Below are 15126 nucleotides of genomic sequence, written 5' to 3' on the forward strand. Positions count from 1 at the left end.
CTAGGCCGCTCAGGAACCGGGACACACCGCCGTCCTCTTCCAACATCTGTCGGAGCCTTGCGAACCGAATGACGAGCATCGAGTTTCTCGGCCACAGCGGCCTTGCCATCCGCCATGGGGCCCAGCTTCTGCTGTGCGATCCCTGGATGTCGAAGAAGGGAGCCTACAACGCAAGCTGGTTCCCCTACCCTCACTATCCGCACGACGACCTGTCTGCGCTGCATTCGCCGGCGGCCGTCTACCTCTCGCACGAGCACCTCGACCACTACGACCCCGAGTTCATGGAGGCCATCGACCGCGGCGTGCCGATCATCACCGGACGCACGTTCAAGAAGCGGTTCCTCTCCAAGCTGCGCAAGAGCGGTTTCACGAACATCATCGAGCTCGACAACTTCGAAAGCTACGAGATCGCGCCCGGCCTGATTATCAAGGTCGACACGCCGACATTCCACTGTCCGCCGCACTGGTTCGATTCCTGCGCGTTGATCGAGGCCGACGGCTACAAGATCTTCAATCTCAACGACTGCAACCTCGCGCTGCCCGTGGCCGACATCCGCGCGATGGGCATCGACGTCATGCTCGCGCAGGCCTCGCCGGCTATCTGGTATCCTCTCGTCTACACCACCTACGATGAGCCCAAGAAGCGCGAGCTGCGCGCTGCGCGCCGGGAGTCGGCGATCCAGTCCTTCCTCACCTCGGCGAAGGCGATTCAACCGCGCCTGGCCATCCCGTTTGCAGGTCCGCCGATCTTCTTCGATCCGGCGCTGGCCGAGCATTTCGTCGGGCCCGACAGCATGTTCCCGACCGCGCCCGTCTCCGAGAAGCTGCTGCGACACGAGCACTCCAGCATAGCCACGCTGACGCTGAAGCCGGGGGACGTGCTCGAGATCCGCGAGCGCGGCGCCGCCGACGAGTTCACGGTCCGGCCCACGCCCGCCTACATCGACTTCGACTACGAGCGCGACCGCGTCGCCTACTACGAGAAGCATCGGGCCGAGAAGGAGAGGATCGTCGCCGACGTGCTGGCCGCGATTCCCGATCCGGCGCCCGGGCTGTTCGAGCGCTTCCGCCGCCACTTCCTGCCCTTCCTCAAGGGGCACCCGTACTTCGTCGAGAACATCGACATCCGCCTGCGCTTCCGCGTCGACGGGCCCGAAGGCGGCGACTGGATCGTGGACTTCCGGACCCAGCCCAAGCCCGAGCTGGTCTACGAGTACGACGGCGAGCACTGCCACTACACGTTCGACATGAGCTCGAAGCTCATCGGGCAGGTGCTGTCGGACGAGATGTCGTGGGAGGATGCGTTCCTGTCCCTGCGCTTCCAGGCGCACCGCGATCCCGACCGCTACAACCAGCACCTGTTCACGCTCTTCAAGATGAGCGACTCGCGCGCGCTGCAGGCGATCCAGAAGGCCGAGACGGCCGACCGCTCCAACGAGACGTTCCGCCTGGCCGCCGAGGGCTGCGTCTACGAGGTGCAGCGATACTGCCCGCACGGCGGCTCCGACCTGTCGGAGGCCGACGTCGAGAACGGGCACGTGATCTGCCCGGGTCATCACTGGCGCTTCTCCTTGAAGGATGGCAGCTGCGCCAACGCCGAAGGCCGCATCCTGGTGCGCAAGCTGTCGGAGGACGAGGCCAGGGAAGCGGTCGCCGCGGCCAAGGTCTGACGGCGGCACCGTCGACATGTGCGGCCGTTTCGTCCTTCACACGCCCGGTGAAGCGCTGGCGCGCCATTTCGGTGCCGTGCTCGACGAGCTCTCGCTGCGTCCGCAGTACAACATCGCTCCCACCCAGGACGTCGTCGTCATCCGCGTCGAGGATGGCGAGCGGCGGCTGCGCACGCTGAGGTGGGGCCTGGTCCCGTACTGGGCCAAGGACGCGGCGATCGGGCAGCAGATGATCAACGCGCGCTGCGAGACCGCGGCGCAGAAGCCGGGGTTTCGCGAGGCGCTGCGGCAGCGGCGCGCGATCGTGCCCGCCGACGGTTTCTACGAATGGAAGAAGCAGGGCCGCGCCAGGCAGCCCTACTACTTCCACGCGCGCGACAACTCGCCGCTGGCCATCGCGGCGCTGTGGGAGCGGTGGAAGTCCAGGGACGGCCAGCGCCTGGAGACGTGCTGCCTCCTGACGACGTCGGCGAACACCCTGGTCGAAGGCATCCACGACCGCATGCCGGTGCTGCTGCGACCGCAGGATTACGCGCTGTGGCTCGATCCGGCCGTCACCGACCCCGAAGCCGTCGCGCCGCTGCTGGCGCCGGCCGACGACCAGCAGCTGGTCATGTATCCCGTCGATTCGTGCGTGGGCGACGTGCGCAACGACGACGAGCGCAACATCGCGCGCGCCGACACCGGCGAGCTTCCGCTGTTCAACCGCTGAGCCGCCGCAGGCTGCCGGCTCCTCATCCCTGCGCGCTCAGCCGTGCGGCTGCCCGTCCGTGCCTCAGTCCTCGCGTGCCACCCGCCGCATGAGCTCGCGGCGCATGCGCTCGACGTGCGATCCCTCCCAATAGTAGCGGCGGCATTCGGGACATCGATGCATGGGCTCGCCGGTCGGCGCGCCGGGCGGCAGATCGGCGCCAGCGGAGGCTGCGGGCACGGGCTCCAGTCGCACGTTGCAGCGACTGCATCGAGTGAACACTGCCGCTCCCAGACGAAGGCCGAACCGCGCGGCAACCTCCTCCACCTGCGCGAGCGGCTTGTCCGCCTCGACGAGGAGGACCTGCGGCAGCCGCCACTGCGACGGCAGCCGGCGATCGCGCGTCAGCAGGATGCGGCCTTCGTCGTAGCAGCGGCGGGCGAGCGCGGCATCGCCGGCGTTGGGGTCGCACGCGGTGTCGTAGCCGAGCATCCGAAGCCACCGCGCAAGCCCCACCAGCATGGCATCGGCAAGGAAGCGCGGAGGCGAGCCGCTGGCAATGTGCGGCATCTGCGCGTCCAGGCCTGCACGCGCGCCGCAGGTGCAGTCGATCGTGCGTCCGAACTGGAACAGCCCGGCGTCGTACTCGAGCCCGCAGCCGGGGCAGCGCACGGCCATGCTGCGATGATGCAGCCGGCGGGACGGACAGGCGAGCCCGCACTGCTGGCCCCGCCGCGTGCCCGTTCTTTCCACGCGGCCGCGCGCGCGTGTCGTCAGGCGCCGCCGGCGCCGGTGCGCGTATTCGGAAGCAGCGCGCGAATCTCCTCGACGACCGCCTCGGGCTTTTCGACCTGCAGGTAGTGGCCGGCCTGCGGCACCAGCCGCAGCGTCGAGCCCGGCACGTCGCGATGCAGCCTCTCGGCGGCGTCGCGACGAAACGCCGAATCTGCCTGCGCCAGTATCCGCACCGGCTGGCGGATCGTCGGATACTGCGGGCTCTGCGCAGCCAGATACTCGCGGGACCCCATCGTCTCGTTGGCGATGCTCGTGGTGACCTTCGGGGTCGACCACGCGCGCAGGCGCAGGTCGACGAACCCCGGGGGCGGCGGGCGCTCGCCGAACTGCTGGGCAATGCCCGCGGTGATGGGGTCGCGCATCGCATCGGCGCCGAGGAGGCGCGCAAGGCCGGTGCCGAGCCCGGGCAGCGCCAGCACGCGGAGCAACGCCGTCGGCTCGCGCGACGGCTCGTACGTGGCGCTGTCGACGATCACATACCCGCGCACCGACGGCGGCTTGCGCACCGCCATCGCCAGCGCCGTCGAGCCGCCATAGGAATGACCGGCCACGACGACGTCCTTCAGTTCCAGCGTCTCGATCAGCTCCAGCGCCAGATCCGCGTTGTGGATCAGCGAGTAGTCGCCCGTCTCGCCGCTGAAGCAGTTGCCCGGCCGGTCGTAGGCGACGATGTGCGCCTCGCCGAGCAGTCGCCGGACGACCGGCGCCCAGTCTTCGAGACAGCCGGGCGAGCCGTGGATGAGGAGCACGTCGGGCCCTTCGCCATGTTCGAGCACTCGCAGCGGCACGCTTGCAACGGTCACGTGACGCCCCTCGAAACCCGGCGGAATGGTCAGATCGGGACGGTAAAGCCAACCGGAGATCCCGAGCGCCGCCGCCGAAAGCAGCACGAAAAAGACCGCCAGAAAGACGACTCTTTTCATGCGCGTGTTGTGCTCGCGCCTTGCCCGTTGCGCAAACGTGCACGGCAACCGCGATGCCGGCTGCGACGAGGGCGGCGACGGTCGAGCGATCAGGCCGGCTTGCGCGCCGTGACCACCTTCGAGACCAGGTGCGGCGCCGACTCGATCACCTCGAAGCCGCACTCGTTCAGCATCGCGGCGAGATCGTCGCGCAGGTAGCCCTTGTAGTAGGGCTCGTGGTAGCCGTTCGGGAATGCGTAGAGCGCATCTGCCAGCTCGGCGCTGTCGCTGAGCTGGGCCGAGTCGCAGACCACCAGCGTACCGCCCGGGCGCAGGACGCGCGCGATTTCGCGCGCGACGTCGCGCCGCACGCGCGCCGGCAGCTCATGGAAGAGATAGAGGCTGGCCACGGCATCGAAGAAGCCGTCCGCCCATGGCATGCGTGCCGCGTCTTCGGCCGTCAGCGTCACGTCCAGCTGCGGATCGAGCATGCGGCGCGCGTGGCGGATGTAGAACGGGCTCATGTCCAGTCCGTACAGACGCGCCTGCGGCAGCGCCTGGCCGAGCTGGCCGAGAAAACGGCCGGTGCCGCACGCGACGTCGAGGATGCGCGGGCGCCTGCGGGCGCGGACGGCATCGACGACCGGCGGAATGGCCATGCGTCGCATGACGTCGGCGGTGCCGCCAAACAGGAATTCGACCGATGCATCGTAGATTCGCGCCGAGCGCTCGCTGAGCCAGCCATCGCTCTGCCAGTGGAACGTGCGCCGGTAGTAGCGCGGGTACGTTTCCGGCCGCGCCTGCGCGGGAAGATCGTCGTAGCGGCCGAGATAGCTGCGCAGCAGGACGCGCGGCAGCTCGAGCAGCGCCTCCGGCATGCACCGCAGGTATTCGAAGGCCGGGAACTGATGGAGAAGCCGGCGCGGGTAGTAGCCAGCGCGAGCATTGGCGAGATCCTTCTGCAGCAGCTGCTCGAAACGCGCAGCGAGAATGCGGGCCGTGGCCGCCTGCAGCGTCGCGGCCCCCGGCTGCAGGAGCCGGCGCCAGAGCGCGTAGCCGAGCCCCGTGCCGACGGCCAGCCCACGGTGGCGCCACACGTGCAACGCTTCCTCGGCTGTCTGCGCAAGTCCTCGCGAGGGGTGCATGTTTCCGGCGTTCATCGCGCAGAAGTTAGCACGCGTCTCCAATCCGATGTGTTGCCCGCAAGGCTGGTCGCGAGCGGCCGTCGCTCGCGTTCGCGGGCTGATGCGCAGGGACGCCACTCCGACAGGTGAGCCGGCAATGGCGGCGGGCAGCCGCGGCCAGCAATGACCGATCGATCAATACCACCGCAGATTCCGGCATTTCCCACTGCCACCGTATTGCTGACAGACATGTTCAGTGTCCCAAGTGGTTCTAGTCGGAGCGTAAGGACGGCGAACTGTCGCGGTCTGCGATGCATCCTTCCCATCGCTGCCTTACCAAGCTCGCTTCCAGGGGGATGTGTCCAATGACCACATTGCCAGCCACCGCTTTCGCAGCCGCCCTGGGTGTTGCCGTGACGTTCGCGGCGGCTCCGGCCGCTGCCCTTCCCGCGTCCCATACCCTCTGCCGCGATGCCATCGCCAAGTCCTCCGCGAGCTACGCCAAGGTGGCCACGCGCATCGCCCAGTCGTGTCACAAGAAGCGCAGCTCGGGCACGGTCATGATCGCCGTCGACTGCAACGACGTCGACGCCGCCGATCTCGGCAACAAGCTCGAGGACAGCCGCGAGAAGATGCGAGCCGCCGTCGTCAAGGCGTGCGGCAGCTACACCGCCGTGCTGGCGCAGTATCCTTCGTGCCCGGCGCCCGCCCAGCATGTCGACGATGGCGGCGCCAGCGACGGCATCGACGACTTCAGCGAAGCCGCCGTGTGCCTTGCCGCTCTCATCGATGCGGGCATCGAGGACTGGTCCTCGGATTCGATGGGCAGTCCTGCGCAGACGCTGGAAGGCGACGAGCTCCAGTGCCAGCGCATGGCGGGCAAGTTCTCCTCGCGACTGCTGCTGCGCATCATGAACGAACGGCGCTCCTGCCAGAACGACAGCGACCAGGGCGGCGGCGACGCCGAATACGTCTGCGACGACGCGGATCCGCGCGACCGCATCGCCGAAGCGGCGGACCAGCTCGAAGACAAGATTGCCGCGCACTGTTCGACCGCCACGCTTTCGGAGATCGGCGCCTGCGGCGACGAGACGGCCGAGCTGCAGAGCTGCGTGGCCGCCAGCGCCGATGACAACGGATCGGCGCTCATCCGCAACGCCTATGGCCTGGACGGCGCGGCGAGCACGACCACCACGATGATCGGGCCCACGACCACGCTCGGCGAGACCACGACGACGCTGCCCGGCTCCGGCTGCGGCGAGACCGCGCCCGCGTGCAACGGCAGCTGTCCCTCCGGCCAGGAATGCTATGCCACCGGCAACGGCTGCGCGTGCAAGGTGTCGGGCTCGGGCGCGTGCGCGCCGGCGACGATCCACCGCTCGGTCAACTCGCGGTATTCGGATCCGCCCACCGTCACCCAGTTGACGGCGGGCTGGTCGGGCGGCGCCAACGTCATGGATTTCCCCGACGGTGCCGGCGACACCATCGACGTCGACTGCGACGAAAACTGCGAGAACTGCCAGATCTCCTTCAACGTCGAGCCCGGCGCGTCCACCTCCAACTGCCGCTGCACCTCCGATCCGCAGCAGACGTGCACGGTCCTGAACGGCTCCGATCCCGACAGCTGCGGGACGCTCGACCCGACGTGCCGCTGCTACTTCGGCTCGCCGCTGGCGATCTCCTCGGGCGGCATTCCGGTGTGCGTGGCGATCCGCATCCGCGAGGACTACACCGGCACGATGAACCTTCGAACGGGTGAGCGTTACGATACGATTTCGGTGGCGGCCATCGCGCACCTCGGAGCCGATTCGTTCGCACCGTGCCCGACCTGCGATGGCGACGACGTCGCCAACGACGGGATGCGCAACGGCACCTGCTCGAGCAGCAACGCCTCATGCGACGTCAACGGCGACCACGCCACGTTCGGCCCCACCAGCAACGACTGCCTGCCGTCGGCGGCAACCAACATCAGCGGCGCGGGGCTGCTCATCAAGTTCGATCTGGCGACCGGGCCGCTGAGCCTGACCGCGCAGCTGCCGTGCGACACGCCGCAGGGCGCGCTGTGCCCCTGCCGCGTCTGCACGGGAAACGGCTCGCTGGGTTGTTCGAACAATGCCGATTGCGAGGCTGCCGGGGCCGGCGTCTGCACGGCCGGCGGCGGCGCCGGCGTTCAGCCCAACACCTGCGACGGCTTCCAGTGCGGCGCCGACGGCTTCTGCACGATCGGTCCGGTCGTGACCTACTGCGACGGCGCGGTGCATCCCGATGGCCGCGGCTTCATCCCGTGCCAGAACGACGTCGACTGCCAGGCGCGCTCCGCCGGCGCGTGCATGCTGTTCGAGCTGGCCCGATGCGTGCCCGATCCGATCGTCTCCAGCGGCCATCCGGACGTCTACAATCCACAGAGCTCGACGATCTTCTGCGTCACGCCGACCGCCAACCCGGCGGCCAACATCGGCGCGGGCCTTCCCGGCCCCGGCGTGCTCGACCTGGACTTCGACATGGACGTCCGCTGCCAGAGCGACCCGTCGCTGGTCTATCAGTTCCCGAACGGCGCCAACTGTCAGGCCGTGGCGACCACGACGACGCTGCCGCTTCCGAGCTGCGAAGATGCCGCCGCACCGGTGTGCGGCGGCCTGTGCCCGGCGGGCCAGGTCTGTACCGACACCGGTGGCCTCTGCCAATGCGCCGGGGAACCGCTGCCGTCGTGCGAGCAGACGGCCTCTCCGATCTGCGGCGGCATCTGCGCAGGCGGCCAGATCTGCGTCGACAACGGCGGCACGTGCGCGTGCCGGCCGACGACGCTGCCGCAGTGTGGCGATGCCGCGACACCGACCTGCGCCGGCTTCTGTCCCACCGGCGAACTGTGCTCGCAGGTGGGCAACGAGTGCGCTTGCGGCTCGGTCGGCGTGCCCACGTGCGAAGCGGCGTCGGTGCCGGTGTGCGGCGGTCTGTGCGACGTCGGCCAGGTCTGCACGAACGTCGGCGGCTTCTGCGGATGCCTCGGCGTGCTGCCCTCGTGCGCCGAAGCGACGGCGCCGATCTGTGCCGGCGGCTGCGCGGTCGGTGCGGTCTGCCAGGACGTCGGCGGCGGATGCCAGTGCGTGGTGCAGGGGCCGTAGCGGACGCTGTCCATGCGACGCATGCTGCACGCGTGGCACCCTGACATCTGCTGAGCCGGTGCTCCGCCCGCGGCGTGATTGAAGTCGTCTTCAGTCGCGCAACGCAATATTTCGCGCGTTCCACCTCGAAAAAGCGTGCTTCGCCCTTTTCGAGCGGCGCACCTGCAGCTAAGGTGCGGCCTGCAACGAGCCTTGGGGGATCTTGGCTCGCAGGGGGAATTCATGAAGCTTCGCCGTTCGACGGCAGGTCGCCGCTGCGGCCGCGCCCATCTTCCGACCGGCTCGCGCCACTGCGGCGTGCCGTTCTTCGTTGCCGGCGCCATCGTCGTCATGCTCACCGCAGCACCCGCCGGCATCGCGCACGCCAAGTGCGATCCGCTCGACGGGCAGGTGGCGTTCGCCGAAGAATGCGACGACGGCAACCTCGACGACAACGACGCCTGCACCAGCGACTGCCTCTGGAACGTGTGCGGCGACGGCAAGGCCTGCACCGGCACCGGCACCCCCGGCTCCGAATGCGGCACCGATGGCCCGACGCTGCTCGAGCAGTGCGACAAGGGGGCCGAAGCGGCGACGTGCGACGCCGATTGCACCCTCGTTCAATGCGGCGACGCCTATCCGAACCTTACGGCGGGCGAGGAGTGCGACGACGGCAACGGCAAGAGCGACGACGGCTGCAAGAACGACTGCCACCGGGGACGCGACGAGCAGCTTCTGGCGCTGGACGCGCTGAAGGCCGCGTCGCTGGTGCCGGTGGAGGTCTGGTTCGAGAACGGCATTCCGACTTCGGTCTCGATGCAGGTCCCGCTCGGCGCGGCGGCCGACGATCCCGTGGCTGGTGCGCTCTCCTTCCTGGTCGAGTTCGCGGCGCTCTATCGCATCGAGGATCCGACGCGCGACCTGTTCCTGGACCGCGTCTCGATGGACCCCGAGCTCATCTCGGTACGGTTCGGGCAGAGGGTCGGCGACGTGCCGTTTCGGGGCGGTGAGATCGCCGTCTTCCTGGATGCGGCCGGTGAGGTGGTCGGAACGCACGGACGCTGGCACGTCGATCTGCCGGCGACGGCCGAGGAGCCGCTGCTGCAGCCGGAGGAGGCCGAGGCTGCGGCGATCGCCGATGTCACCACGCTCTCGGACACCGCCACGGCGGCCGCCACCAAGCTCGTCTACTACGACACGGGCTTCGTGCAGGGCGAGCCCTCCACTCCGCGTCTGTGCTGGCGAGTGGTGCTCGGCGGCGAGCGCGAGCAGGACGGCGGCCGCACCATCGCCGACTACTACGTCGACGCCTTCACCGGCGAGATCGTCTGGATCCTCGATCGCGAACAACGCGCGCGCGACTTCGACCTGAGCACGGCCAACGGCGACACGTCCATCAGCTGCTGGGACACCTGGGATGATCCGACCACACAGTGGTTCACCGAAAGCGGACGCACGCGCGCCTACCGCGGCGGCGATGCCGATGGCGATGCCATGTGGGCACTGACCAACTCCACCTACGACTGGTGGCTGCGAACCTACGGCCGCCGAAGCTGGGACGGCAGCGACGAGCAGGTCGAGGTGTACGCGCACGTCGGCGGCGCCCCCAATGCGTTCGCGCTGGACGACTGCCTGAAGTTCACGAACGGGATGTTCTCGACCGACGTCTACGCGCACGAGTTCGCGCATGGCATCGACCACGAAACCGCCGAGCTCGACTATCAGTTCCAGAGCGGTGCCGTCTCCGAATCCCTCGCCGATTTCTTCGGCGTCGCGGTGGCCGGGTTCGACAACTGGTATTTCGGCGAAGGCACCGCCGCGGGCGGGACGTGCACGGGCGGCCCCGCCGGCGCCGCGCGCAACCTGTCCGACCCTCCGACGTGCGGGGCGGTTCCGAACGTCATGGGCGGTCCGCCCGTCCCCGACCCCGACCACATGTCCGCCTTTCGCCGCATCGCGCTCGACAACGGCGGCGTGCACACGAACTCCGGCATCCTCAACAAGGCGTTCTTCCTCATCGCCGACGGCGGCACGCATCGCGGAATCACCATTCCGCCCGATCTCGGCCGCAGCCTGACCGCGTTCTACCTGTATCGGACGCTGACGCAGCGCCTGACGGAGGAGTCGCAGATCATCGACGTGCGCAACGAGTTCCTCAACGCCATGCGTGGCGTCGGCGATGCTCGTCCGCCGGCGATCATGTTCAGCCTGACCGCGCTGTGCCGCGTCCGCAATGCATTCGCGGCGGTCGGCCTGGCGCCGACCGCCCTGGACACGGACTGCGACGGCACGCCCGACACCGCCGACCCCGACACCGACGACGACGGCGTTCCGAGCTCGCGCGACAACTGCGACGGGATCGCCTCGGCCGACCAGACCGACTCGGACGGCGACGGCGCCGGCGACCTGTGCGACGCGGACAATGACAGCGACGGCATCTGTGATTTCGCCGGCCCTGCGCTGGCCGGCACGCCGGGGACGACGATGGGATGCCAGCGCGCGCCCTCCGGCCGTGACAACTGCCGCAGCATGCCCAACGTCGACCAGCGCGACTTCGACAACGACGGCACCGGCGATGCCTGCGAGGACAGCGACGGTGACGGCGTCTTCGACAACCGCGACAACTGTCCGACGCTGGTGACGGCGGTGCGCACGGACGCCGACAACGACGGCACCGGCGATGCGTGCGATCCCGATGACGACAACGACCGCATCTGCGATCAGAACGGGCCGGAGCCGGCCGGCCCCGGCGCCCTCGCCGGCTGCAACCGCGGCACGTGGAGCATCGACACCTGTCCGAACCGATGGAACGCGATGGATCAGGGCGATGCCGACGGCGACATCCTCACGTGCAACGACCCGCTGCCCTCGTCGCACCGCAGCTTCGGCTGCGGCGATCACTGCGACAGCTGTCCGGCCGTCTTCAACGACTCGCAGACCGATCTGGACCGTGACGGGACCGGAGACGCGTGCGACGACGACGATGACGGCGACGGCGTGCCCGATGCATCCGACAACTGTCCGACCGTGCGCAACGCGGTGCAGAACGACCTCGACGGCGACGGATACGGCACCGCATGCGATCCGGACGACTGGGCCGTGCTGCGCGACACGCAGGGGACGCTGGTGACCGGCCTGCTCGGCATGGACGGCCAGACGCCCCTGGAGATCCGGTTCCCGTCCTGCGACGAGCTCGACTGCACCTCCTGGCTGTCGCCGACGATCGAGCGACGCCTCCTCTTCGAGCTGCCCTCGCCCATGCGCGTGCAGATCATCGACGATGACGGCAAGGTCGTGGCCAAGTCGGACGCCGATCTGAATCCGACGCTGCGCTTCGTGCCCGATCCGCAGTGGTACTACGTGCCGCCCGCCATCGTGCCGATCGGCGCCGCCACGCGCGCGCACGCCGAGCGCGCGCTGCGCAGTGCCTCGCCGCCGCCCTACGTCGGCAAGCAGTACACGCTTCGCATCTTTCCCGGAAAAGACGCGTCGCCGACCATCGGCGCTTCGTTCGCGATCGGATCGCTGCAGGCGCAGCGGTGCGCGCCGGCGCCGGTGGAGACGTGCAAGCTTTCGATGCAGCCGGGCGATTCGTCGCTGGCCGTCAGGAAAAGCGCCAAGGGCAGCCGCAGGATCGTGTGGAAGGTGGCCGCCGCGTCGGCCGCCGAGCCCGACGACTTCGGCGATCCCACGGCGGGCGGCAGCTACGCGCTGTGCTTCTACGAAGAAGACACCGCGCTGCCGCACCTGGTGGCCGAGCTGCTGGTGCCCGGCGGCGGCCAGTGCGGCGACAGGCCGTGCTGGAAGAGCACGCGCACGGGCAAGACCGGCCAGGGCTGGCACTTCAGCGACAGCGCCGGAAACCACGACGGGATTCGCACGATCGGTTTCCGCAGCGGCAGCGACGGCGAGTCCGTACTGATGATCAAGGCCAGCGGATCCGATGTTCCGGTGCCACCGCTGCCCGCCATGCTGCCGATGCGCGTGCAGTTGCAGGCAAGCGACGGCGCCTGCTGGCAGGCCACCTACCTGCCGGGGTCGGCGGAGGTCAACGACGAAACGACGCTGCAGGCCGCGGGGGATTGAGGATGTCCGCTGCCAGAGCCCGAAACGTGCGCACCGACTGCGGCGCTCTGGCGCTGCTCCTGGCGATGGTGGCGGGGCCGGCGGCCGCCGCGACCAAGACGTATGAGCCGTGCCCGGATGCCTCCTACGTCCTCTCCTCCGGCGCCGTCTTCGAAGAGGACGCCACCAGCGACACCATCACCGTCGAAGACGGCACCGTCTCGCTCGGCGACTCCTGCCCCGGATCGGCCGCCGCCAAACTGCGTATCAAGGCAGGCCGCACCAAGACGGTCATTCGCGCGGCCTGGGACGCCTGCGCCGGCAAGATCGGCAAGGTGCGGCTCAAGCTGGCCATCGATCGGCCCACGTGCGAGCGGGTCACCGGCAAGATCGGCTACAGGGATCCCTCGGGCGTCACCGCGCGCGTGCCGGTCGCCGCCACCGCCGATGTCGGCGACTCCATCCGCATCGGCGCCTTCAACGTGCAGTTCCTGCCGAGCACGGTCTTCCAGAAGCCGCTGGACCACGCCGACAAGATCGCCAAGCGCATCGTCGAGAGCGGCTACGACTTCATCGTCCTGAGCGAGGTCTTCGATGACGAGGCCGGAGAGCGGTTTCGCGAGCTTCTCGGCAATCCGGTCTCCGGCAGGCCGGCGCACTACCCGCACCACATCTCCGAGCTGGACGGCGACACAGTGCTCGCCGAGCAGAGCGGGCTGGCCATCTTCAGCAAATTTCCGTTCATCAACGTCCTCTCCGCCGGATGCGACGGGTCGAGCTGCGACGGTGACTGCATCGGAAGCGCCTGCGGCAACGTCGTCTTCCTGACCTACCATGAGTGCGACGACACGGCCTGGCCGTGGGACATCGGCGACTGCGACGCCGACAAGGGCATGGCCTACGCCCGCCTTCGCAATCCCGTCACCGGCACCGTCTACAGCGTGCTGTGGACGCACACGCAGGCGTCGTACCCTGGCGCCGACACGCCGAGCGACGAGCAAGCGCACGTCGAAACGCGCAAGCAGCAGCTCGGGCTGGCGGGATACCTTCTGAACAACCACCGTCCGGCCGATGGCGGCGGCGACCAGGTGTTCCTCATGGGCGATCTCAACATCGACGGAAATCTGGCGCAGCCGAACCTCGGCAATACCGGCGATGCACCCAACCGCTACGAGTTCGACTATCACTTCACGCAGACGAACGACTTCTTCCAGGGCTACTTCCTCGATCCATGGCAGCTGGAGAATTCGCCGTCGGGCACCGACCCTGGCCTGACCAACATGACGCACTACGAGGGCAATGCGGGGGCGCGCCTCGACTACATCGCACGGCACGCACCGAACTCGCCGCAGCTTGCGCTGCCGGGCGGCAACGACCTGTGCTTCCAGCACATGACCGTGGCCTACAACCTGTTCTGGTCGGATGACCCTGCCCGCTACAGGCCCAAGGGAATGGGGCTCGGCGGCGAGTTCTCGCTCAGCGATCACTTCGGCGTCAACGCCGACATCAACCGCTGGGCGCCGCAGTGCCGGCCTGCCGACGCGGCCGTCATCGCACCGGCGCCTGGCGTGCCGACCACTTTCAGCGGCGAGATCCAGCACCCCGGCGGCATGCAGTGGTGGCGCGTCGACTCGCCGGGCAGTCATTCCATCGCCATTCTGGACTCGGCCAACCAGGTGGTGACCGACGACTTCATCGTCACCATGTACAGGGCAAGCGACCTGTCCACCCCGATCAATCCCTACCGGCACGAGACCTCGACCGTCACCCTGAACCAGGAGCAGATCACGGCTTCGCGTCACGAGATCCTGCAGCCTCCCTACTACCTGCGCGTCTCGCACCGGTATCGCACCCAGACCGGTCCCTATCGTCTTCTCGTGCTGCGACACGACTGCGCGAGCCTCGAGCAGTCGTGCGCGCTGCGACCGGCGCTTTTCAAGGACCACGTGCTGCCCAATGTCTTCCAGGGGCGGGACGAGGCGTGGTTCGATCTGGAAACCGACGCATTGCCGGCGGGCGTCGCGCCTCAGGGTCTTCAGTTCCTGGTCGATCGCGTGCACCCGGACGCGGCGGGCCTCTACACGCTGCGGCTCTACGACACCGACGGCCTCACCCAGCTCGGCGAGACCTCGGCGGCAACCGACGAAGGCAGCGGGCTCCTGACTTTGCGCCTGGCGCGCTCGGAGGATCGGCGCCGCAAGATGTTCCTGACCGTGACCCGCGCCAGCCGCGCCAACTACGCTGCCGGCACCGAGACGGATTTCTCCATCGGCTGGACGAGCAACCTTTCGATCCTGTTCGCGAACAGCCTCGGCGTGACGCTGCAAGCGGTCACCGAAAACGACGACATCAGCGCCGACGACGAAATCCGTTTCTCGTACGTGCGCAAGGACGGCGTGGTCAGCGGGTCGCACACCATCGTCGATGAGGACTTCGAAGCGGGCGAGGTCGCCAATGTTGCGCCCCTCCTGCAGGTCCCCAACTATTTCTACGACGAGGTCCAGGTGCGCTTCCTGGAGGACGACGACACATCCGGCAGCGACATCCTCGACTTCACGATCGATGCGCTGCTGCCGACCGACACGCAGCCTCTGCTGGACACGCACCAGCAACGGTCCTTCGACACCGGCGGCGACTACGTGCTGCGCTACAGCGTCGGCCACTATCTGCCCGACTGAGCGGCCGGACGCTGCGACGAAAAAGCTCGCCGCGTGCGACTTGGGCACACGGCGTCCTCGAATGACGCTTGCCGCTGCGGTATCTTGCTTCGTAGAGCAC

The 15126-nt window shown here is 68.4% G+C and carries 8 protein-coding genes; 5 read left to right on the forward strand and 3 right to left on the reverse strand.

What is annotated here, in order from left to right; all coding sequences use genetic code 11:
* The first annotated feature begins 68 nt into the window (after positions 1-68).
* Positions 69-1670 carry a Rieske 2Fe-2S domain-containing protein gene (locus tag VEC57_08300; protein HYB99126.1) on the forward strand — a complete coding sequence of 534 codons (1602 nt, stop codon included), beginning with the start codon at positions 69-71 and terminating at the stop codon, positions 1668-1670.
* A gap of 16 nt (positions 1671-1686) precedes the next feature.
* On the forward strand, positions 1687-2382 hold the full coding sequence (locus tag VEC57_08305) for an SOS response-associated peptidase (GenBank protein HYB99127.1): 696 nt from the start codon (positions 1687-1689) through the stop codon (positions 2380-2382).
* A 63-nt stretch (positions 2383-2445) separates the two neighbouring features.
* Here VEC57_08305 and VEC57_08310 read toward each other — a convergent pair whose 3' ends face one another.
* From VEC57_08310 to VEC57_08320, 3 genes are all read right to left on the reverse strand, one after another.
* Positions 2446-3039 (reverse strand): Mut7-C RNAse domain-containing protein, encoded by a 594-nt coding sequence (locus tag VEC57_08310; protein ID HYB99128.1) that lies wholly within the window; start codon positions 3037-3039, stop codon positions 2446-2448.
* Positions 3040-3134: 95 nt separating this feature from the next.
* Positions 3135-4079, reverse strand: coding sequence for an alpha/beta hydrolase (locus tag VEC57_08315; protein HYB99129.1), 945 nt, complete (start codon positions 4077-4079; stop codon positions 3135-3137).
* A gap of 89 nt (positions 4080-4168) precedes the next feature.
* Positions 4169-5218, reverse strand: coding sequence for a class I SAM-dependent methyltransferase (locus VEC57_08320; protein HYB99130.1), 1050 nt, complete (start codon positions 5216-5218; stop codon positions 4169-4171).
* A gap of 329 nt (positions 5219-5547) precedes the next feature.
* Between VEC57_08320 and VEC57_08325 the strand changes: the two genes are divergently transcribed.
* The 3 genes from VEC57_08325 to VEC57_08335 all read left to right on the forward strand — a co-directional run bounded on the left by VEC57_08325 (position 5548) and on the right by VEC57_08335 (position 15026).
* The gene (locus VEC57_08325; protein HYB99131.1) at positions 5548-8304 is read left to right on the forward strand and encodes a hypothetical protein; all 2757 of its coding nucleotides are present in this window, start codon (positions 5548-5550) and stop codon (positions 8302-8304) included.
* 222 nt (positions 8305-8526) lie between these two features.
* The gene (locus VEC57_08330) at positions 8527-12369 is read left to right on the forward strand and encodes a M4 family metallopeptidase (protein ID HYB99132.1); all 3843 of its coding nucleotides are present in this window, start codon (positions 8527-8529) and stop codon (positions 12367-12369) included.
* A 2-nt stretch (positions 12370-12371) separates the two neighbouring features.
* Positions 12372-15026 (forward strand): endonuclease/exonuclease/phosphatase family protein, encoded by a 2655-nt coding sequence (locus tag VEC57_08335; protein ID HYB99133.1) that lies wholly within the window; start codon positions 12372-12374, stop codon positions 15024-15026.
* Positions 15027-15126: the final 100 nt, after the last annotated feature.

The organism is Candidatus Limnocylindrales bacterium (assembly GCA_035626395.1).
GTDB lineage: Bacteria > Desulfobacterota > Binatia > UBA1149 > CAITLU01 > DASPNH01.

What these genes read in the sequence shown, in the direction of transcription:
- VEC57_08300 (HYB99126.1), top strand. Translation starts at nt 69, where the DNA reads ATGACGAGCATCGAGTTTCTCGGCCACAGCGGCCTTGCCATCCGCCAT.
- VEC57_08305 (HYB99127.1), top strand. Translation starts at nt 1,687, where the DNA reads ATGTGCGGCCGTTTCGTCCTTCACACGCCCGGTGAAGCGCTGGCGCGC.
- VEC57_08310 (HYB99128.1), bottom strand. Translation starts at nt 3,039, where the DNA reads ATGGCCGTGCGCTGCCCCGGCTGCGGGCTCGAGTACGACGCCGGGCTG.
- VEC57_08315 (HYB99129.1), bottom strand. Translation starts at nt 4,079, where the DNA reads ATGAAAAGAGTCGTCTTTCTGGCGGTCTTTTTCGTGCTGCTTTCGGCG.
- VEC57_08320 (HYB99130.1), bottom strand. Translation starts at nt 5,218, where the DNA reads ATGAACGCCGGAAACATGCACCCCTCGCGAGGACTTGCGCAGACAGCC.
- VEC57_08325 (HYB99131.1), top strand. Translation starts at nt 5,548, where the DNA reads ATGACCACATTGCCAGCCACCGCTTTCGCAGCCGCCCTGGGTGTTGCC.
- VEC57_08330 (HYB99132.1), top strand. Translation starts at nt 8,527, where the DNA reads ATGAAGCTTCGCCGTTCGACGGCAGGTCGCCGCTGCGGCCGCGCCCAT.
- VEC57_08335 (HYB99133.1), top strand. Translation starts at nt 12,372, where the DNA reads ATGTCCGCTGCCAGAGCCCGAAACGTGCGCACCGACTGCGGCGCTCTG.